General features: G+C 42.1%; 19 protein-coding genes. 14 read left to right on the top strand and 5 right to left on the bottom strand.

The window, feature by feature from the left end; all coding sequences use genetic code 11:
- Positions 1-4: 4 nt before the first annotated feature.
- Together glnD and map are read right to left on the bottom strand one after the other, a co-directional pair.
- A complete protein-coding gene (glnD, locus tag H5154_RS14250) occupies positions 5-2,623 on the bottom strand; it encodes a [protein-PII] uridylyltransferase (protein ID WP_145240466.1) in 2,619 nt (872 codons plus the stop codon).
- Between the two features lie 53 nt (positions 2,624-2,676).
- The gene (map, locus tag H5154_RS14245; RefSeq protein ID WP_145240468.1) at positions 2,677-3,462 is read right to left on the bottom strand and encodes a type I methionyl aminopeptidase; all 786 of its coding nucleotides are present in this window, start codon (positions 3,460-3,462) and stop codon (positions 2,677-2,679) included.
- A 271-nt stretch (positions 3,463-3,733) separates the two neighbouring features.
- Between map and rpsB the strand changes: the two genes are divergently transcribed.
- The 14 genes from rpsB to H5154_RS14175 all read left to right on the top strand — a co-directional run bounded on the left by rpsB (position 3,734) and on the right by H5154_RS14175 (position 17,094).
- Positions 3,734-4,462, top strand: coding sequence for a 30S ribosomal protein S2 (rpsB, locus tag H5154_RS14240; protein ID WP_145240470.1), 729 nt, complete (start codon positions 3,734-3,736; stop codon positions 4,460-4,462).
- Positions 4,463-4,567: 105 nt separating this feature from the next.
- Positions 4,568-5,419 carry a translation elongation factor Ts gene (tsf, locus tag H5154_RS14235; protein ID WP_182718689.1) on the top strand — a complete coding sequence of 284 codons (852 nt, stop codon included), beginning with the start codon at positions 4,568-4,570 and terminating at the stop codon, positions 5,417-5,419.
- Positions 5,420-5,578: 159 nt separating this feature from the next.
- Positions 5,579-6,328, top strand: coding sequence for a UMP kinase (pyrH, locus tag H5154_RS14230; protein ID WP_145240474.1), 750 nt, complete (start codon positions 5,579-5,581; stop codon positions 6,326-6,328).
- 50 nt (positions 6,329-6,378) lie between these two features.
- On the top strand, positions 6,379-6,900 hold the full coding sequence (gene frr, locus H5154_RS14225; protein ID WP_215909106.1) for a ribosome recycling factor: 522 nt from the start codon (positions 6,379-6,381) through the stop codon (positions 6,898-6,900).
- A gap of 58 nt (positions 6,901-6,958) precedes the next feature.
- The gene (locus H5154_RS14220; protein ID WP_149982995.1) at positions 6,959-7,738 is read left to right on the top strand and encodes an isoprenyl transferase; all 780 of its coding nucleotides are present in this window, start codon (positions 6,959-6,961) and stop codon (positions 7,736-7,738) included.
- Positions 7,739-7,755: 17 nt separating this feature from the next.
- Positions 7,756-8,622, top strand: coding sequence for a phosphatidate cytidylyltransferase (locus H5154_RS14215; protein WP_145240480.1), 867 nt, complete (start codon positions 7,756-7,758; stop codon positions 8,620-8,622).
- Entirely contained in the window at positions 8,619-9,824 is a 1,206-nt protein-coding gene (gene ispC / locus H5154_RS14210) for a 1-deoxy-D-xylulose-5-phosphate reductoisomerase (RefSeq protein WP_182718688.1), read from the top strand. Before H5154_RS14215 ends, ispC begins: the two co-directional genes overlap by 4 nt.
- 1 nt (position 9,825) lies before the next feature.
- Positions 9,826-11,178: a sigma E protease regulator RseP gene (gene rseP, locus H5154_RS14205; RefSeq protein ID WP_182718687.1), complete on the top strand. Its 1,353-nt coding sequence runs from the start codon at positions 9,826-9,828 to the stop codon at positions 11,176-11,178.
- Between the two features lie 104 nt (positions 11,179-11,282).
- Positions 11,283-13,754, top strand: coding sequence for an outer membrane protein assembly factor BamA (gene bamA / locus H5154_RS14200; protein WP_182718686.1), 2,472 nt, complete (start codon positions 11,283-11,285; stop codon positions 13,752-13,754).
- A gap of 11 nt (positions 13,755-13,765) precedes the next feature.
- Entirely contained in the window at positions 13,766-14,284 is a 519-nt protein-coding gene (locus tag H5154_RS14195) for an OmpH family outer membrane protein (RefSeq protein ID WP_149982990.1), read from the top strand.
- 9 nt (positions 14,285-14,293) lie between these two features.
- Positions 14,294-15,331 carry a UDP-3-O-(3-hydroxymyristoyl)glucosamine N-acyltransferase gene (lpxD, locus tag H5154_RS14190; protein WP_182718685.1) on the top strand — a complete coding sequence of 346 codons (1,038 nt, stop codon included), beginning with the start codon at positions 14,294-14,296 and terminating at the stop codon, positions 15,329-15,331.
- A 13-nt stretch (positions 15,332-15,344) separates the two neighbouring features.
- The gene (gene fabZ, locus H5154_RS14185) at positions 15,345-15,797 is read left to right on the top strand and encodes a 3-hydroxyacyl-ACP dehydratase FabZ (protein WP_145240491.1); all 453 of its coding nucleotides are present in this window, start codon (positions 15,345-15,347) and stop codon (positions 15,795-15,797) included.
- A gap of 2 nt (positions 15,798-15,799) precedes the next feature.
- Positions 15,800-16,570, top strand: a complete 771-nt coding sequence (gene lpxA / locus H5154_RS14180; RefSeq protein ID WP_182718684.1) for an acyl-ACP--UDP-N-acetylglucosamine O-acyltransferase — start codon at positions 15,800-15,802, stop codon at positions 16,568-16,570.
- 140 nt (positions 16,571-16,710) lie between these two features.
- Positions 16,711-17,094 carry a septal ring lytic transglycosylase RlpA family protein gene (locus H5154_RS14175; RefSeq protein WP_310736578.1) on the top strand — a complete coding sequence of 128 codons (384 nt, stop codon included), beginning with the start codon at positions 16,711-16,713 and terminating at the stop codon, positions 17,092-17,094.
- Here the strand turns inward: H5154_RS14175 and cydC are convergent.
- Genes cydC through cydX form a run of 3 tightly spaced genes read right to left on the bottom strand, consistent with a single transcriptional unit; the run spans position 17,091 to position 20,743 of the window.
- A complete protein-coding gene (cydC, locus tag H5154_RS14170) occupies positions 17,091-18,824 on the bottom strand; it encodes a thiol reductant ABC exporter subunit CydC (RefSeq protein WP_182718682.1) in 1,734 nt (577 codons plus the stop codon). The genes H5154_RS14175 and cydC overlap by 4 nt on opposite strands.
- Positions 18,817-20,601: a thiol reductant ABC exporter subunit CydD gene (cydD, locus tag H5154_RS14165; protein WP_182718681.1), complete on the bottom strand. Its 1,785-nt coding sequence runs from the start codon at positions 20,599-20,601 to the stop codon at positions 18,817-18,819. Before cydD ends, cydC begins: the two co-directional genes overlap by 8 nt.
- Positions 20,591-20,743, bottom strand: a complete 153-nt coding sequence (gene cydX, locus H5154_RS14160) for a cytochrome bd-I oxidase subunit CydX (RefSeq protein ID WP_064667585.1) — start codon at positions 20,741-20,743, stop codon at positions 20,591-20,593. The genes cydD and cydX overlap by 11 nt, the downstream gene beginning before the upstream one ends.
- Positions 20,744-20,746: the final 3 nt, after the last annotated feature.

Raw genomic sequence — 20,746 nt, 5'->3', positions numbered from 1 at the left:
CCTCTTATTCGGTTTCTGCGTTGAGTTTTTTACGCAATGCTTGATGAATTTTTGCTTGTTCTTCGTCGGTAAGAGCTTGGTATTCGTTATTCGATACCACGAAGAAATCTTCTGCACGTTCACCTACGGTGGTGATCCGCGCGGCGTGTATATGTAATAAATGGGCTTGAAACACTTCGGCAATTTTGGTTAATAAGCCAGGAATATCTACCGCTTGAATTTCGATTAAGCTGCGGTCTTTACGCGGGTGAGGGCGCAGGATAATTTTTGGTTTAATATTAAAATCTTTAAAGCGTTGTGAGCGATTCTTTTTAAAGCGAATTTTCTTTTTCGGATCAGCAAGCGCTTGATCAAGGCCGCGTTTGATTGACTGCGCTTGAGCGCTGGCAATCGGGTCGCCACTGACTTCAAGTACTACAAAGCTAAACAGCACATAGCCGTCGCGAGTGGTGAGCACTTGAGCATGTTGAATTTGCGCTTTTTTAGAGCCGATCACACTTACTAAACGGGCAAATAAACCGCCGGAGTAGGGGCTATAAACAAAAATCTGTGTACCGCCGTGCATGGCTGTATTTGATACCGCAACACTGGGTTGGCTTAAATCAACGCAGTTTAGTAAATGTTCGGTGTGCCATGATAGTTGTTGTTCACTAAAGGCCGTAAAGTAATTTGCTTTAAAACGGCTCCAAATTAAATCAATCTGATTTTCATCATAGCCATTGTTGATTAACCGTTGTTTGGCTTGATGCTTTTTATCGCGAATTTGGTCGCGCTGATCCATAGGATTTTCAAGGCCTAACCGTAACGCCCTTTGAGTATGCAGGTAAAGCTCACGCAACAAGGTGTTTTTCCAATCATTCCACAAGTTGTCGTTAGTGGCGCGAATATCTGCGACGGTTAAGCAGTATAGGTAATCAAGTTGTCGTTCGGTTTTAACTCGAGTAGCAAAGTCTTTGATCACATCTGGGTCATTAATATCTTTGCGCTGTGCAGTTACAGACATAAGTAAATGGTTACTAACTAGCCAAGCAATCAATTTGCCATCGGAAGTTGAAAAACGATGTAATTTGGCAAAAGCAATGGCATCAACAGCACCGAGTTCTGAGTGATCGCCGCCACGGCCTTTGGCAATGTCATGGAAGATGCCTGCTAAATACAGTAGCTCGGGCTTGTCCATGCGGGTGACTATTTCACAACAAATAGGAAACTCACTGACGTTTGCTTTATCAAAATATTGATAAATGTTATTGATCAACTTATGAGTATGTTCATCCACAGTATAAGCGTGAAATAAGTCAAATTGCATCTGTCCAAAAATGTTTCGCCACTGGGGTAAATAAGCGGCAAGCATGCCGTGCTTGTGCATTAAAGTAAATGCACGGCCCATGCCGTTAGGGTGTTTAATTAGCCGTAAAAAGGCTTCACGACAGGCGGCATAATCTTGCAAATCTCCTAACAGACGACGGCGCACTTGGCGGATGGTACGGATAGTACTTGGGTAAATATGGGTAATTTCAGGGTTATCGGCAATGTGTTCGAACAATACAAATAGTTGATCACGGCGAAAGAACACGGACGGATTTTTTACCCTAATTTGATGGCCAACACGTTCGAAATTACGATCGAGTTCAACCACTGCTTGTTCGTTACTTTCCGGTAAAATGCTTTGTTCAAAATATGATAACAACATTTGATTTAGCTCACGGACCCGGCTCATGATCCTAAATAATCGCTTCATCATCCGCTCAACTGAGGCTTTACCATCGCTACCAAAGCCAAGTAAATCAGCAGCCAGTGGTTGATGATCAAATAACAACCGGTTCTCAGAGCGTCCAGCCGCTAAATGCAGCGCAAAACGGATATTCCAGAGATTTTCTAAACACTCCAACAGCTCTTGGTATTCTTCATGAGTGAGATAGCCGTGGCTAATAAGCTCTTGTAAGGTTTCGGCTCTAAAATGTTTTTTAGCAACCCAAATGATGGTTTGCAGATCTCGCAGGCCACCGGGATTTTCTTTGATATTTGGTTCGAGGTTGTATGCTGTACCGTGACATTTTTTATGACGCAGTTGTTGCTCATGTACTTTTGCTAAAAAGAATTCGTCAGAGTGCCATACAGGCGTATCAAGAATATGCTCTTTGAGTTTTTCATATTCAATGTGATTACCGAACAGTAGTCGACTTTCAAGCAAGCTAGTGGCAAAAGTTACGTCGGCACGTTTTTGCTCAATCGCTTGCTCAATGGTACGCACACTGTGGCCAATTTCTAAATTAAGATCCCATAGCATGGTCACAAATTGGCCGATTTTTTCACACACTGCATCACTAGGTTGCTCAGTAACTAGCAGTAAAAAATCGATATCTGAATAGGGGTGCAGCTCACCGCGGCCGTAACCGCCAACGGCGATCAAGGCTAAATCTGGCTCATGGGCTAAATCATAAACATGAAACAGTTTAATCAGTAAGCGGTCGATAAACTCAGCCCGGGCATTAATCAAATTACCGACTGGCTGTTTTGAAAACTCGTTTTGTAACCATTTATAAAAATAATTAGAACAATCGCGATAATCGGTTAATTGCTCAGCATCGCTGAGCAATTTTTTAACTTTATTGGGTAATGCCACGTGGGCTGGCTCCTTAGCACACTAATTTCACCCTAAGTCGGGTGAGTCAGTATTTAATGTTCAATGATCCGGTCAATCGTATCATCTGATCGAAGCGTTAAAATTTCAACACCATTTTCAGTTACTAATAAAGTGTGTTCCCACTGCGCAGACAAGCTACGGTCTTTAGTAACCACAGTCCAGTCATCTTTTAGTAGTTTACACTGGCGTTTACCCGCGTTAACCATTGGCTCAATAGTCAAACACATACCTGCTTTTAGGGCTTCGCCAGTACCAGCGCGGCCATAATGCATTATTTGTGGTTCTTCATGAAACTCTGCACCAATACCATGGCCGCAATATTCACGAACAATTGAGTAGTTAAAGCTCTCTGCATATTTTTGAATCGCTTCGCCGATATCACCTAAACGCACGCCTGGTTTAACCATTTTTATAGCTAAATAAAGGCTTTCTTGCGTTACTTCAGCAAGACGCTTGCCTTGGATGTTTGGCGTGCCAACATGAAACATTTTTGATGTGTCGCCGTGGTAGCCATCTTTGATAACCGTGATATCGATATTGACACTGTCGCCATCTTTTAATGCTTTGTCGTTAGGAATACCATGGCAAATTACATGGTTTACTGAGGTGCAAATTGATTTAGGAAAACCATGGTAATTTAGTGGGGCAGGAATTGCCTTTTGCACATCGACAATATAATTATGACAAATTGTATTTAGTTCATCAGTGGTTACACCGGGAACTACATGTGACTCTATCATTTCCAGGACATCTGCCGCTAAGCGCCCGGCTACACGCATTTTCTCTATTTCTTCAGGGGTCTTGATCACAGCACTCATGGAGGCTCCATTGTCGAGTTTTACACATTTATCGTCGCACAAATTTTGCACGCGACGTTGAATATTTGTTTTTAATATGGTATAAAGCGCGCCGTCTTTTTACAAATAAATTCTTAAATGATTTTTTGTATTTAAGGCAAACACAATTTTATTTTAACACACACACGTATCGTCACATACACTTGGGTGCATTTCAGTTTCATTTAACTGCGGTGTTGGTGCTATGGGGTATGTGGAGGCCTAACCCTAAACTAAACAGAGGAAATACAAAATGGCAAACGTTTCAATGCGCGACATGCTTCAAGCTGGTGTTCACTTCGGTCACCAAGCACGTTACTGGAATCCTAAGATGAAGCCTTTCATCTTCGGCGCACGTAACCGTGTTCATATCATCAACCTTGAGCAAACTGTTCCAATGTTCAACAACGCACTTAAGTTTTTAACTGGTGCTGCGTCAAACAAAGGTAAAGTTCTTTTCGTTGGTACTAAGCGCGCAGCAAGCGAGTCGGTTAAAGAAGCCGCTATCGCTAGTGATCAGTATTACGTAAATCACCGTTGGTTAGGTGGTATGTTGACTAACTGGAAAACAGTTCGTCAATCAATCAAGCGTCTTAAAGACCTTGAGATCCAAAGCCAAGACGGTACTTTCGAGAAGTTAACTAAGAAAGAAACGTTAATGCTTAACCGCGAAATGGAAAAGCTTGAAAAGAGCCTTGGCGGTATCAAAAACATGGGTGGTCTTCCTGACGCACTTTTCGTTATCGATGCAGACCACGAGCACATCGCTATCCGTGAAGCTAACAACCTAGGTATTCCAGTTGTTGCGATCGTTGATACTAACTCTAACCCAGACGGTGTTGATTTCATCGTACCTGGTAATGATGATGCTATCCGTGCAATCAACCTTTACACAGGCGCAGTTGCAGCAGCAATTACTGAAGGCCGTGAGAGCAATATCGTTGCTCAAGCTGAGAAAGACGACTTCGTAGAAGCTGAGTAATTAGCTGTCATCAAGTCTTCATCTAATTTTAGATGAAGACTTGCTATTCTTGTAGAGCGGGTAACCCGCTTATCTAAACCTGAATTCAGATTTGAGGATTTACTAATGGCTGTAACTACTGCCCTAGTTAAAGAATTACGCGAGCGTACCGGCGCTGGCATGATGGATTGTAAAAAAGCGTTAACTGAAACTGATGGCGACATCGAGTTAGCGATTGAAAATATGCGTAAAAGTGGCGCTGCAAAAGCTGCTAAAAAAGCAGGTAACATTGCTGCTGAAGGTACTATCATCATCAAGCAAAACGCAGGTGTTGCAGTACTAGTTGAAGTTAACTGTCAAACTGACTTCGTAGCAAAAGACGTAAGTTTCTTAGCATTTGCTAATAAAGTTGCTGATGCTGCTATTGCAGAAACGATTTCTATCGAAGACTTACAAGCTAAGTTCGAAGAAGATCGTGTTGAACTAGTTACTAAAATTGGTGAAAACATCAATGTACGTCGTCTACAGTACATCGCTGGCGAAACGCTAGTTGAGTACCGTCACGGTGAGCGTATTGGTGTTGTTGTTGCAGGTGTTGCTGATGAAGAAACACTTAAGCACATCGCAATGCACGTTGCTGCTTCAAACCCAGAGTACCTAACACCTGAAGATGTACCTGCTGACGTTGTTGAAAAAGAAAAGCAAGTACAAATCGAAATCGCGATGAACGAAGGCAAGCCTGCTGAAATCGCTGAGAAGATGGTTGTTGGTCGCATGAAAAAATTCACTGGTGAGGTTTCTCTTACTGGTCAAGCTTTCATCATGGAACCTAAAAAATCTGTTGGCGAAATTCTTAAAGAGAAAAACGCAACAGTTACTGGCTTCGTACGTGTAGAAGTTGGTGAAGGTATCGAGAAGAAAACTGAAGATTTTGCTGCTGAAGTTGCTGCACAGATTGCTGCTGCTAAAGGTCAATAAAATCGATTTCCTTTGACGAAAAAGTGAGTTAGATGAAATTATTCTGTTATTTGCTTTTGCGTCATCGCTGAAAATTCTTTAAAATAACCGCGCTCTTTATGTGAAAATCATAAGCGCGGTTATTTTTTATCCTTTTTTTATAAAGTTGGCCCAAATACTATGACAATCAATCGTAAACCTATTTTTAGACGCGTTCTTCTCAAATTAAGCGGTGAAGCACTGATGGGAGACGAAGGCTTCGGCATCGACCCAAAAGTATTAGACCGTATGGCGCAAGAAATCAAAGAGCTTGTAGAACTCGACGTAGAAGTGGGTTTAGTTATCGGTGGCGGTAACTTTTTACGTGGCGGCTCACTTGCTGAAGCAGGTATGAATCGCGTAGTTGGCGATCATATGGGGATGCTAGCAACTGTCATGAATGGCCTTGCAATGCGTGATGCGTTGCACCGTGCATTTGTAAATTGTCGTTTAATGTCAGCTATCCCACTTAACGGTGTGTGTGATGCATACAACTGGGCTGAGGCAATTAGCTTATTAAAAACGGGCCGTGTAGTTATTTTTGCAGCCGGTACTGGTAACCCATTCTTTACAACGGATTCGGCCGCGTGTTTACGTGGTATTGAAATTGAAGCCGATACCGTGATTAAAGCCACCAAGGTTGACGGTGTTTACAGTGATGATCCGGTAAAAAATCCAGAGGCGACACTTTACCGTCACTTGAGCTACAATGAAATCATTGAAAAAGAATTAAAAGTAATGGATCTTGCGGCATTCACTCTTGCGCGTGATCACAAGATGCCGTTGAGCGTATTTAATATGAATAAATCAGGCGCTTTAAAGCGTGTAATTATGGGCGAAGAAGAAGGCACTCTTATCTCTTCACAAGCCTCAGATGAAGTTATTAACTAGATTAGGATTGAACCGTGATAAACGATATTCAAAAAGATGCTGCAGAACGTATGCAGAAAAGTGTAACGGCACTTAGCAGTCAACTATCTAAAATCCGTACTGGCCGTGCTCATCCGGCAATATTAGATGGCATTATGGTGCCATACTACGGCGCACCAACGCCATTGAACCAAGTTGCCAATGTAACGATTGAAGATTCACGTACACTTGCGTTAAGTGTATTTGATAAATCGCTTGCACAAGCGGTAGAGAAAGCAATCATGGCATCTGACTTAGGTTTAAACCCAATGTCAGCGGGTTCTGTGATCCGTGTACCACTTCCTCCGCTAACTGAGGAGCGTCGTAAAAATTTAATTAAAATCGTTCGTGGTGAAGTTGAAAGTGGCCGTGTTGCAATCCGTAATATTCGTCGTGATGCTAACGGTGACGTTAAAAACTTATTGAAAGATAAAGATATTTCTGAAGATGAAGCGCGTCAATCTGATGATGCAATTCAAAAGCTTACGGACAAATTCATTAAAGAGATGGACACTCAATTAGCGGCGAAAGAAGCCGAGTTGATGGAAATCTAAGCTAGTAAATTTATTAGTTTTGAAACGCCGTCTGGGGTATACTAGGCGGCGTTTTTTTATGGAATACTCGATATTTATGGTTCTTAACGCTGATAAAATTTCCCAGCAATGTTTACCCAAGCATGTCGCTATAATCATGGATGGCAATGGTCGTTGGGCACAAGCCAAGAATAGGCCACGTGTGTACGGTCATAAAAAAGGCGTGGATGCGGTTCGTCAGTCTGTGCAGTTTTGTACTAAATTAGGAATAGAGTCATTGACTCTATTCGCTTTTAGTAGTGAAAACTGGCATCGCCCCGAAGATGAAGTCAGTACCTTGATGGAGCTGTTTTTGTTTGTGCTGAGTAAGGAAGTTAAAAAGCTACACAAAAATAATGTTAAGTTAACCATTATTGGTGACTTATCTCGTTTTTCAGATACTTTGCGCAGCAAGGTTGATGCAGCACATGAATTAACGGCTAATAATACAGGTTTGCAACTGAATGTAGCGGCAAATTATGGTGGTCGATGGGATATAACAAATGCTGCAAAGCAATTAGGTAAGCTGATTGCTGCAGGGACGTTAAACCCTGATGATATTACAGAGCACGATTTAGCCGCCCATATGAGTATGCAAGATCAGGCTGAACCTGACTTGTTGATCCGTACTGGTGGCGATTTACGCATAAGCAACTTTTTATTATGGCAAGCTGCTTATGCTGAACTTTACTTTACCGATACGCTTTGGCCTGACTTCAATGAAGCAGCTTTTGCTGATGCTATCGCTTGTTACGTTGCCAGAGAGCGACGGTTTGGTTGTACTGGCGAACAAATAAAACAATTACTCGCTGAAACCTAATTAAAAAGGGTAACACTTTGCTAAAACAACGAATTTTAACCTCTTTAGTGCTAGCGCCTTTGGCACTGGTGTTGGTTTTTTATACACCTCTTACATTGTTTAGTTACATCGCTGGCGCGATTGTTTTATTAGGCGCGTGGGAATGGTCGGCATTTATGGGGTTATGCGATAAAGTTAAACGTTTTTCGTTTGTGACGTTTATTGGCTTGTTACTGGTACTGCTTAATTGGCATTGGCCAATTGATGGACTGTGGGTCGACGGCCAGCTCGTAGGAGACGCAAATTATATATTCACACTGTCATTTTCGTGGTGGATTGTAGCCACCTACCTAGTGTGGCGCTACCCAGCAATGGCGAAAGCATGGAACGAAGGAGTGGTTATGCGCGCTATTGCCGGTATTCTCACCTTAGTACCGCTGTGGCTTGCGCTTAATACACTGCGCAGTGCTAACTATGAGCAATCAACGCACTTTGGTTCGATGCTTATTTTAGTGGTACTGGGGATCGTATGGAGTGCTGACATTGGTGCATACTTTACGGGTAAAAACTTTGGCAAGCATAAGTTAATGCCAAAAGTGAGCCCTAATAAAACCATTGAAGGTTTAGCTGGTGGCTTAGTTGCTGCGGTAATTTTTGTTTTAGCGTTTTGTCATTTTACCAATGTAGATATGTCTGTTTGGCCAATTTACGCGATTATGACTGTATTCATCGCGTTATTCTCAGCTATTGGCGACTTACTCGAAAGTATGTTTAAACGCGAAGCTGGTCTTAAAGATAGTGGCTCATGTTTGCCTGGCCATGGGGGGATTTTAGATCGCCTTGACAGCCTAACTGCTGCAGCCCCCATTTTTGTGTTGTGCTATGCATGGACACTTAGTTTATGAGTTGTAGACAACAACTCGTCATTCTCGGCGCGACAGGTTCCATTGGTTTAAGTACCTTAGATGTTGTTGCGCGTAATCAAGAACAGTTTGCTGTATTTGCACTTGCGGCAGGTAATAATAGTGAATTGATGGCGCAATTGTGTATTGCTCATCAACCACGCTTTGCAGTGATGGCAGATGACAGCGCTGCAGCTAAGTTAAGCCAACACTTATCGGGCAGTGGCTGTAAAACAGTGATCCGCAGTGGCATTGCCGCCATGAGTGAACTGGCCGCTCACCCAGACGTTGACGCGGTAATGTCGGCGATTGTTGGTGCAGCAGGGCTCATACCTACACTCAGTGCGGTAGAAGCAGGTAAAAAAGTATTACTGGCGAATAAAGAATCTTTAGTCATGTCAGGTCAGTTGTTTATTGATAAAGTAAAACAGCATAAAGCCACTTTACTACCGATTGACAGTGAACATAATGCCATATTCCAGTGCCTGCCAAGTGCACTGCAAGGCTCTAAAACTAATGCACAGTTACATGAGCATGGGGTAAGTAAAATTTTACTTACCGGTTCTGGTGGGCCTTTTTTAACGTGTGATATTGCCTCTTTAAAAGACGTTACTGTGGCACAAGCCGTGGCGCATCCAAATTGGTCTATGGGACAGAAGATATCTGTTGATTCAGCCACTATGATGAATAAAGGCCTTGAGTTTATTGAGGCTAAATGGCTATTTAACTGCCAGGCAAACGATATTGAAGTGGTCATTCACCCGCAAAGTATTATTCATTCAATGGTGCAATACCAAGATGGCTCGGTGCTAGCACAAATGGGGAATCCAGATATGCGTACACCGATTGCTCATGCTTTAGCATACCCACAGCGTATTGATGCTGGAGTAACACCACTGGATTTTTCACAGCTTGCTGATTTTACCTTTACGAAACCAGATTTTGCCCGCTATCCCAATTTACAATTAGCTATTGCTGCGTGTAATACTGGACAAGGTGCTACAACGACAGTTAATGCTGCCAATGAAATTGCTGTGCAGGCATTTTTACAAGGGCAGATAGGCTTTACTGATATATACCGCATTAATGCACAAACATTAGACACAACGGTTGATGTAAACGTACACACGCTCGATGAAATTCTTGAATGTGACCGTTTAGCTCGACTTCAAGCGACGCAACTCATTGCAAAGGTAGTACGCTAATATGTTCGATTTTCTGTGGAATTTAGGTTCTTTTATTCTAGCGCTGGGAATTTTAGTAACAGTGCATGAATATGGCCATTTTTGGGTTGCCCGCAAAGCGGGTGTGAAGGTATTAAGGTTTTCTATTGGCTTTGGTAAACCGCTAATAAAATGGCACGATAAACACGACACTGAATATGTTATTGCAGCAATTCCTTTAGGCGGCTACGTGAAAATGCTTGATGAACGTGTTGATGAGGTGCCTGCTGACCAACGCCACTTATCATTCAATGCCAAGTCAGTACAAGCGCGTATCGCGATTGTAGCGGCAGGGCCGCTGGCTAACTTTATATTTGCTATCTTTGCTTTAGCTGCGATGTACATGGTTGGAGTTCAATCGGTGAAGCCGGTGGTCGGCTCAGTAAATGAGGGTAGCCGCGCTGAGCAGGCCGGTATTATGCCTAGTCAACAAATTGTAAAAATTGGCGATGCTAATATTGCGACTTGGCAAGATGCTACGTTTGCATTAATGGCCAGCCTAGGTGATAAAAGTGTTGCTGTTACCGTGCGTGACGAGCAATTTCAAGAACAGGTTAAAATGCTTGATATTGATGGTTGGAAACTTGATCAACAAGATGTGCCACCATTAGCTTCATTAGGTATTGTGCCGTTTCGTCCGCAGGCTACTTTAACCGTTGCTACAATTTCGCCAAACTCTGCTGCAGCAGACGCTAATTTACAAGCAGGCGATGAAATTATCGCCGTAAATGGTGAAACAATAACCAGTTGGACGCAGTTAGTTAATGTTATTCAGCAATCCGCTAACAAATCATTACAATTTAGTGTAAAAAGACAAGATAGTATAGAACTGCTAAATGTTACCCCGAAAGGACAACGTAATAGTGATGGCTTGCTACAAGGCTTTTTAGGTGTAGCACCGGTGGTTGAAAAATGGCCAGATGGTTACATTGAAACTAGACATTATGGCCCACTCGATAGTATGGTGCTGGGCGTAACTGAAACATGGCGCTTGATCAGCCTAAGTTTTGATATGATTGGTAACTTAATTACTGGTCAAGTATCAGTGAAGAATTTAAGTGGTCCAGTTGGTATTGCTGTAGGGGCGGGAACTAGCGTAAGCTATGGCTTAGTGGCGTTTTTAGGCTTCTTAGCATTGATAAGTGTAAACTTGGGCGTATTTAATTTATTGCCCTTACCAGTGCTTGATGGTGGGCACTTAATGTATTACATAATTGAACTTTTTCGTAAAAAGCCGGTCTCTGAAAAGACACAAGAATTTGGTTTTAAAGTGGGTGCCTTGCTACTCATTTTTCTTACATGTTTCGCTTTGTTCAATGATGTATCGCGATTGTAAGCAATTGCGACAGTCTCGAATTAAAACACGATTGTAAAACACCGCTAAAGTATAATTTTAAGGTGTTGAGCGGTAATACCGTTGTAAAGGATAAAGATAATAAAATGGCTATAAAAAAACATTTGGCAGTAACAAGTTTATTAGGTGCTAGCTTTGCAGCCCTAGGCCAAAACTCCTTTATTGTTGACGATTTAAAAGTTGAAGGTTTGCAGCGCGTAGCGTTGGGAGCAGCATTAACACATATTCCTATTAACGTGGGTGATAGTGTTGATGACTATACAATTTCAAAAACGATTAAGTCTTTGTATAACTCAGGTCACTTCGACAATATCAAGGCACTACGTGATGGCAATAATGTTATTTTTAGAGTAACAGAGCGCCCAACAATTAGTGTTATTGAGTTTGAAGGTAATAAAGACATTAAAGACGAGCAGCTTAATCAGTCGCTTGATCAGCAAGATATTCGCCAAGGTGAACCACTGGATAAAACTGTGGTTGATAACATCGAGAAAGGCTTAATAGAGTTTTTCCACAGTATTGGTAAATACAACGCTAAAATTGATGTCAGTATCACTAAGTTACCGCGTAACCGCGTTAAGCTAAAACTTAAGTTTGATGAAGGTGATGCCGCATCTATCCGTCAGATCAACTTAGTTGGTAACGAATTGTTTAGTGATGAAGACTTGTTAGCACTTGCTGAGTCACAACAAGATTTACCTTGGTGGCAGTTTATGGGCAGCGATCGCTACCAGAAACAAACCATTGAAGGCGATCTCGAGAAAATTCGTAGTTATTATTTAGACCGTGGTTACTTACGTTTTAATATTGACTCAACACAAGTATCAGTAAGTCCTGAACGTGAATCTGTGTATGTAACAGCTAACATCACCGAAGGCGTTAAATACAAAGTGAAAGGCTTTGACTTCATTGGTGATCTACTTGGCCGTGAAGAACTGATCAAAAGTGTTATTCCACTGCGTGCCGGTGAACTTTATAATGGCTCAGTGGTTACCTCATCTGAAGAATTTATCAAAAGTTATTTAGCGCGTTTCGGTTATGCGAATGCGGAAGTTCGCACCATTCCTGAAATTGATGACGAAACCAAAGAAGTTCAGTTAACACTCTCAGTTAATCCTGGTCAGCGTGTTTATGTGCGTCGTATTATTGTTGGTGGTAACCAAAATACCGCAGATGAAGTATTACGTCGTGAAATGACCCAGCTGGAAGGCGCATGGTTATCGAATCAGAACCTTGAGCGTTCAAAGCTACAAATTCAACGTCTTCCTTACATGGAAAGTGTTGATTTTAATGTTGTGCCAGTCCCTGGTATAGATGACCAAGTTGATGTCGATTTTACCGTTAAAGAGCAATCAGCTGGTAGCTTTAACGCAGGTCTTGCTTATGGTTCTTACTTAGGTCTGCAATTTAATATCGGTGTGACTGAATCTAACTTCTTAGGTACGGGTAACCAGATTGGCTTTAACATCAATACTTCGCGTGGTTCAGAACGTGTTAGTTTATCGTATACCGACCCTTACTTCACCCCAGATGGTGTGTCGCAAGGCAGTAGTATTTTCTACAGTAATTACGATGCAAGTAAGTTTAGCCTCATCGATTACAAATCAAAAAGCTACGGCATTGGTACAAATATAGGCTTCCCAATTGATGCGGTAAACCGTATCAACTTTGGTGTACGTTGGATCCAAGAAGAGTTATCTGAGATTGCTGAATATGAGCAAACGCTTGTTATGCGTGAGACCTTCCTAGACGTGAATAACCCGGATAAAGGATTTGATTTTACTAAGTACGAACTCAGCGTTGGTTGGTCTCGTGTGACAGTAAACCGTGGTTTATTCCCAACGGCAGGTTCGCGTCAAACATTAAACTTAACCGGTACTACGCCAAACTCTGATTTAACTTACTTTAAGGTAAATTACGACTCGCGTTTTTATTGGCCACTTACTAATAACCACCGTTGGGTATTCTCAACGCGTGCTGCATTTGGCTATGGTAACGGTTATGGCACAACCAATGGTTACGATCAAACATTACCATTCCAAGAATATTTCCGTATAACCGAAATGGAATTACGTGGTTTTGACCGTAATACTATTTTGCCGCGTGCAATATCGCGTACACCACAAGTAATTCCAGGCAATTCATTGGCAGATGGTAGTCTAACTGGCAATATAGGCGGCTCGCCAGAGTTTGATGTGTTAACACCGGGAGGACGTATTGGTGGTAATGCCAAAGCGGTTGCAGGCATGGAGTTAATTGTGCCAACCCCATTTTTGGATGAAGATAATACCAGTTCTGTACGTACTAGTTTCTTTGTTGATGCTGCAAACGTATGGGATACTGAATTTAACGTTGACCGTTATAAAAATTTAGGGCCGAATGAACGCGCTAAGCTTGAGGATTATTCAGATCCGCTGCGCTTTAGGGTATCAACCGGTTTATCATTACAGTGGATCTCACCTATGGGTCCAATGTTGATTAGTTTTGCGTATCCATTGCAACAAGAAGAAGATGACGATACGAAGACCATCAGCTTTAACATTAGTAATACATTCTAAAGGAGTTTTTTGTGAAAAAATCATTTAAATCATCGGCAATTGCCATTTTAGCAACACTTATGATGGGTACTTCTGCAAGTGCTTTTGCACATAAAGTTGGTATTGTAGATATGCAAGAAATCTATAAGCAAATCCCACAAATGGCAAAAGTTGAGCAAACACTGCAAGCTGAATTTGCTGAGCGTCGTCAAGAACTTGAAAAGCTACAGGGCGATATCCGCTTTGAAGCAGAAAAATTCAAGCGTGAAAGCACTACAATGAGCCAAGCGCAAAAAGATGCGTTGCGTGAAAAAGTGGAAGGCATGCAAAAAAATCTTGCTGAAAAAGGTCGTCCTTTAGAGCAAGAAATTAAAACTCGTCAAAACCAAGAACTAGCTAAAGTTCAAGGTATTATTATCAAAGCAATCGAAGATATTGCTAAAGATGGTAAGTACGATGAAGTTAAAGTTAAAGATACTACTATCTACTTTAACCCTAAAACGGTCGTTGATTTATCAAGTAAAGTTGTTGATAAAGTAAGTAAGCAATAGAACTGATATATGCATAATTATACGCTTTCGCAGATTGCGGAACTTCTAGGCGCCACGCTTGACGGTGATGGCGCTTGGGAAATCTCAAAAATTGCTACACTTGCAAATGCCCAGTCTGGGCATATTGCATTTTTAGCGAATAAGAAATATCGCTCACAACTTAGTGATACTAAGGCGGGGGCAGTGATCCTATCTGCCGCAGACGCAGAGTATTATCAAGGTAATAAGCTCATAGTGGTTAACCCCTATGTTTGCTACGCGAAATTAGCCCAGTTACTCGATACAACGCCTCGCTCAGCGTCACCAGGTATTCACCCAAGTGCGGTGGTCCACCCTGATGCTACAGTTGCAAGCACAGCTGCTATTGCAGCTAATGCGGTGATTGAAGCCGGAGCGGTGATTGGTGATAACGCGCAAATAGGCGCTAATTGCTTTGTTGGTGAAAACACAAAAATAGGCAACGGCACAAAACTGTGGGCAAATGTCAGTGTTTATCACGATGTAGAAATTGGCAGTGATTGCTTATTTCAATCAAGTAGCGTAATCGGCAGTGATGGCTTTGGTTATGCAAACGATAAAGGCCAATGGATAAAAATTCCTCAGCTTGGTCGCGTTATTATAGGTGACAAGGTTGAAATTGGCGCTGGTGCTACGGTTGACCGTGGTGCAATTGATGACACGATTATTCACAGCAATGTGATTATCGATAACCAATGTCAAATTGCCCATAATGTTGAAATTGGTTCAGGCACAGCAATTGCTGGCTGTACCGTGATAGCAGGTAGTACAACTATTGGTAAAAATTGCCAGATTGCCGGGCTTGTCGGCATAAATGGTCACATAGATATCTGTGATGGTGTTATACTTACGGGTATGAGCATGGTGACTAAAGCGATTACGAAACCTGGTATTTATTCCTCAGGACTTCCACACTCTTCAAATAAAGAGTGGCGCCGAAACATTGCCCATTTCCGTAATTTGCCAGAGATGAAAGTTCGCCTTAAAGCGCTAGAGACTCTGACTAAGTCATTAAACGTTGATAATTAATAAGGATGCTATTTTGGCAAACGAATTAAATAGCCTTGATATACAAGAAATTTTAAGCTTACTTCCGCATCGTTACCCGATGCTACTAGTTGACCGTGTACTTGATTACACCCCAGGTGAATCATTACATGCAATTAAGAACGTAACTTTTAATGAACCGATTTTTACCGGCCATTTCCCTAACCAGCCAATTTTTCCTGGTGTATTAATTTTAGAAGCCATGGCACAGGCAACCGGTTTATTGGGTTTTAAAACTGTCGAAAATCGCAGTGAAAATGAACTATATTTATTTGCAGCGATAGATAATGCGCGCTTTAAACAACCAGTAACGCCTGGTGACACCATGCATTTACACGTTCAATTTTTAAAAGAGCGTCGTAATATTTGGAAGTTTGCAGCAGAGGCAAAAGTTGATGGCAAAATAGTATGTAGTGCCGAAATCATGTGTGCGAGAAGAGAGCTTTAATTGTGATCCATCCTACAGCGATAATCGAACCAGGTGCAAAGTTAGGTAATAATGTATCAGTTGGCCCGTATAGTTACATTGGCAACGATGTGGTTATTGGTGACAATTGCATTATCGAATCTCATGTTGTGGTCAAAGGTCCGTCAACAATAGGTTCAGGCAATCATATATTTCAGTTTGCGTCTGTAGGTGAAGCCTGCCAAGACAAAAAATATAATAATGAGCCAACCACACTTATGATTGGCGATAACAATGTTATTCGTGAATGCGCGACCATCCACCGAGGTACAATTCAAGACCAAGGTGTGACTAAGATTGGCAGCAATAACTTATTTATGGCTTACACTCACGTAGCCCATGATGCGGTGATTGGCGATAACGTTATTTTTGCTAATAATGCATCTGTTGCAGGCCATGTACATATTGGTGACTGGGTTATCTTAGCGGGCAATTCAGGTATTCATCAGTTTTGTAAAGTGGGGGCACATGCCTTTGTTGGTATGTACTCTGGCGTGAACAAAGATGTGCCGCCGTTTGTAACAACTATAGGTACGCCAGCAGGTCCTGTTGCAATTAATACTGAAGGCATGAAGCGCCGTGGCTTTGAAAGCGATGAAGTAATGGCAACACGTCGTGCTTATAAAACACTATACCGCAAGAGTTTAGGTGTTGAAGAGGCAATTGCAGCGCTTGCTGATGATGCCGCTAAGTACCCAGCAGTACAGTTAATGGTTGATTTTGTGAAAAATTCTGAACGCGGTATTATTCGTTAATTCGTTTATGCAGTGTATAAAAGCCACCAGTTATTAAGTTAACTTGGTGGCTTTTTTGTATTCACTGTTTTGTATTTACTTTAATTCAGTTGCAGCTCAGTTGATACCTGCTACCTTCATGCATTCTAAGGGAGCGTTGAATTTTGATTAAAGCACTTTTAATTAGCTTATCACTGGCTATTTTAGCTGGCTGTAGTAGCTCGCAGACAAACTATTCAGCAACAAGCACAGGTATTCGTGAGCAGGGAAATGCTAGCTTTTATGCCGATAAATACCATGGTCGGCTGACCGCTAGTGGTGAAAAGTTTGACCAACAAGCCATGACTGCGGCGCACAAACAGCTCCCTTTTAACAGCAAAGTTAAAGTCACAAACACAGCAAATAACCGTTCAGTGGTCGTTAGAGTGAATGATCGCGGTCCTTTTATTCGCGGCCGTATCATCGATTTAACAAAGCATGCGTTTGAGCAACTCGCAGAGCCAAGCTCGGGCGTTATTAACGTAACCGTTGAAGTAATTGATTAAAAGCGTGTGATCAAGTTCACGTACTCAGGTTGCTCTGCTAATAGTTGCTGATGCGTTGCAATCGCTTTTATTTGCCCTTGCTCTAACCAAATTACGTTATCCATATTGGCAAGTAAGGCAGGGTCGTGAGTTATGCTGATCACAGTACAGTGCCCCATGCTGGTTAATATCGCATCCATAACTTGATGCTTCGATTGATTGTCGAGGCCTTCGGTTGGCTCATCAAGCACTAAAATAGCCGGTGCTCTGAGTAAGGCTTGCGCTAACGCTAAACGCCGCGATTGCCCACGCGACAAACTTCTGCCACCTGTGCCTAAGCGGGTGTCTAATCCTAGTTTTAACTCGCTAAGCCAATCACCTAACTGTGCTTGTTGACAGGCTGTGCGCATTTGTTGTTTAGTTGCTGAGGGCGCCGCATAGCGTAAGTTTTCAGCAATGGTGCCATCAAAAATATGATGTTGTTGTGCGACTATGTTAATCAGTTCGCAGCGATTTTGTTGACTGATCGTGTTAATTGCTATGGTTTTGTCTGCTGAAGTTAGATTTATCTCACCATTTTGCTGTGGCCATAAACCACTGAGTAAATTAACCAGCGTACTTTTCCCACTGCCGCTTTGCCCCACAATCGCGACTTTTTGCAGTGGCTCAATCGCAAAACTTAAGTTGTTAAGCGCAAAAGTATCACTGTGGTAACAATAACTAAGATCTTTAAATTCAAGCCCTAAAGGTTGCACTGATAACGACTCCTGAACGCTTGTAGTTTCAGGGCGCAGTTTATCTTCTAAATCAAAAATACGCTTTGCAGCGCTTAGCGCTACGGGCAATTGAATAAACGCATTTGGTAGCGTTAGCACCGTTTCAAAACTAGCAAGCACAAATAAACTAAGCATTGCCAGTTCAACATTGGCCATAGCTCCGCTGTAAACTAGCGGTGCAATTATCACAATGGCACCGAGCATACTCAGTTGTACTATTAATAGTGATATGCCATTACTATGTGCTTCGGCGCTATGGCGAACAAATAGTTGCCGATTATAGCGTTCACTGGCTGCCCGACATTGCTCAATTTGTTGCTCGGTGGCTTGATAGATAGCCAACTCTCGTAAGCCACTTAGGGTATCTGATAATTCAGCACGTAAAGTCGCCGAATAGTGAGTTTCGAGGTCGGCAGTTTGCTGAAGTTGTTTACTCAGTATGATCGGCAGGGCAACGCCTACTATTAAGAGTGCAGTAAAGCATAGTAACGCTACATTACTGTTGTAGGCTGCCATAATTGCAACCACAATTGGCACGCTGATTAGCGCAACAATCATCGGTAATAATACGTTTAAGTAAAATTTATCGAGCGCTTCAACGTCATTTTGCATGCGGTTAAATAGATCGGCGCTGCGGCTCATGGCTAAATCAACATTGCTTAGCTGGCTTAGCGTGTTAAAAACACTGACACGAATTTCACTTAATAATAAAAAGGTGGCGTTGTGGGTTACCAATCGCTCGCCGTAACGAGAGGCGGTTCTTACGATTGCCAAAAATCTAATTGTGCCGGCTGGTGTGAAGTAATTCATTTGCGTGCCAGCCAAGCCAGCTGCAGCCATGGCGGCTAAAAACCAACCAGAAATAGCCAATAAGCCAACGTTTGCCAGTACTGTTAAGGTTGCTAAAAATGCCCCTAACAGCATTGCACCTAGGTGCGGTCTACACAGTTTTAATAAACGTAAAAAATTAGTCATGCTGTTTACTCCTTGCATGCACTAAATCAAACAGCGCGCCTTGGTTATCGATGAGGGTTTTAAAGCTACCTTGCTCAATAACAGCACCATCTTTCATTACAATAACTTGTTTAGCTTGTGCAATGGTATTTAAGCGATGGGCTATCACCACAACGAGATGTTGCTGTGCATAATGATTGATAGCCGCTTGCACCTGTTGCTCAGTTTGGCTATCGAGGTGTGCGGTTGGCTCATCAAGGATCAAAATTGGCGCTTGTTTTAAAAATGCCCGAGCTAAAGCGATCCGCTGCTTTTGCCCGCCTGAGAGTCCTTCGCCTTGTTCACCAATTTGAGTGTCAAAGCCCTCTGGTAATTGATTGATAAACTCAAGTGCACCAGCTTGCTCTGCTGCAGTTTCTAGCTGCGTGAGTGTGGCATCCGGTTTGGCCAATAGTAAGTTAGCTTTGATACTGTTAAATAATAAAGTAGGTTGTTGTGGGATCCAGGCAATATGTTGCTGCCATTGCTTAATATGTGATGCGGCTAGTTGTTGCTGATTTACCGTAACTGCACTGATCACCTGAGGATGAAACCCTAATAAACAATCGAGTAAGGTGCTTTTACCAGCACCACTTTGACCAACGATGGCATGCAGGCCTGTGCCTGCAAATGTTAGGTTTATATTGTTAACGCCTTCATTACTTTGTGGGTAATGAAAATTTAAATTATCAATATTGAGTTGTTCGATAGTTGGTAAGTTTAAGCTATTTTGAGTATTTGGTTGTATGTTCTCAAGATCCTTAGCAGGGAGTGGCTCATTCAATATTTTTAGCATATCAGCGGCGGCACTAATCCCTTCTAAGCGGGCATGGTAATGGCTGCCGAGTTGGCGCAGCGGTAAATAAAACTCCGGAGCAAGTAACAGCACAACAAAGCCGGTCGAAAAATCTAAGGTACCAAAAAACAACCGAAAACCGATTATCACCGCTACTAACGCGACACTAATGGTCGCTAAAAATTCGAGTGCGAAAGATGATAAAAATGCGATTTTTAATACGTTTAAAGTCGCATGGCGAAAGTCATCGGAAATTTTGGCAATTTGCTTTAGTTCGCGCGTAGTCGCATTAAATAACTTTAGTTGGGTTAAGCCTTGTAAGCGGTCAAAAAAGTAATTACCTAACACAGCTAGTTGTTGCCAACGTTGTTGATTCAGTTGTTCTGCTTTGTGGCCAACCAAAATCATAAAAAACGGAATTAGAGGGGCGGTGAATAAAAAAATCAACCCAGCTTTCCAATCGGTAGGAAAAATCACCATCAGGATAGCCAAAGGAATAAGCGCACTGTAAGCCACGCTCGGTAAATAATTAGCATAATAATCGTGCAGTGCTTCAACACCATTGTGTAGGGTGTTTAAAGTCGCGCCATGACCTTGTTGTTCAATATAACTTGGCCCAAGTAAGGTGAGTTTCTCGAGTAAAGTATGGCGCATAGCAGTTTTAATTTTAAGTGCGGCTTGGGCACTTATGCGCTGCGAAAATCCAAGTAATATTCCGCGCCCTAAAATCAATGCTGCTAATGGCCAAAGTAAAGGGGTAATAGTGGCTAAATTGGCGTGTTCAAACATCACTAAATGAATTGATCGTGCCACTAAATAAGCACTGGCAATCATCAATAATGCGTTAAATGTTCCTAGCGCAATACTGATTTTTAAAAGACTGCCAGCGTGATTGGAATGCGTTTTTAAAAACGCGCGCAGCGTAGTTTGTTGCGCGCGATTTGGTCGGGGGTTAGTCGTCATTTTGGCGATTAAGCCTATCGTGTAATTCTTGTTCGTCGTCAGCGATACTGTCTTTGTTCTGGCCAAATTCGTACCACATAACGTTGATCACACCTAACGTACAGGCTAATAAAACACCGAGTATCCAAGCAAAATACCACATAGA

It is taken from the genome of Pseudoalteromonas sp. SR44-5 (assembly GCF_014163675.1).
In the GTDB taxonomy this organism is placed as follows: Bacteria; Pseudomonadota; Gammaproteobacteria; order Enterobacterales; family Alteromonadaceae; genus Pseudoalteromonas; species Pseudoalteromonas rhizosphaerae.
This window is presented reverse-complemented; position numbering and strand designations above follow the sequence as displayed.

Excerpts from the sequence above, each read along its gene's own strand:
- frr (WP_215909106.1), top strand. The coding sequence starts at position 6,379 with ATGCAGAAAAGTGTAACGGCACTTAGCAGTCAACTATCTAAAATCCGT.
- cydD (WP_182718681.1), bottom strand. The coding sequence starts at position 20,601 with ATGACGACTAACCCCCGACCAAATCGCGCGCAACAAACTACGCTGCGC.
- cydC (WP_182718682.1), bottom strand. The coding sequence starts at position 18,824 with ATGACTAATTTTTTACGTTTATTAAAACTGTGTAGACCGCACCTAGGT.
- cydX (WP_064667585.1), bottom strand. The coding sequence starts at position 20,743 with ATGTGGTATTTTGCTTGGATACTCGGTGTTTTATTAGCCTGTACGTTA.
- tsf (WP_182718689.1), top strand. The coding sequence starts at position 4,568 with ATGGCTGTAACTACTGCCCTAGTTAAAGAATTACGCGAGCGTACCGGC.
- map (WP_145240468.1), bottom strand. The coding sequence starts at position 3,462 with ATGAGTGCTGTGATCAAGACCCCTGAAGAAATAGAGAAAATGCGTGTA.
- rseP (WP_182718687.1), top strand. The coding sequence starts at position 9,826 with ATGTTCGATTTTCTGTGGAATTTAGGTTCTTTTATTCTAGCGCTGGGA.
- ispC (WP_182718688.1), top strand. The coding sequence starts at position 8,619 with ATGAGTTGTAGACAACAACTCGTCATTCTCGGCGCGACAGGTTCCATT.
- pyrH (WP_145240474.1), top strand. The coding sequence starts at position 5,579 with ATGACAATCAATCGTAAACCTATTTTTAGACGCGTTCTTCTCAAATTA.
- bamA (WP_182718686.1), top strand. The coding sequence starts at position 11,283 with ATGGCTATAAAAAAACATTTGGCAGTAACAAGTTTATTAGGTGCTAGC.
- lpxD (WP_182718685.1), top strand. The coding sequence starts at position 14,294 with ATGCATAATTATACGCTTTCGCAGATTGCGGAACTTCTAGGCGCCACG.
- rpsB (WP_145240470.1), top strand. The coding sequence starts at position 3,734 with ATGGCAAACGTTTCAATGCGCGACATGCTTCAAGCTGGTGTTCACTTC.
- H5154_RS14220 (WP_149982995.1), top strand. The coding sequence starts at position 6,959 with ATGGAATACTCGATATTTATGGTTCTTAACGCTGATAAAATTTCCCAG.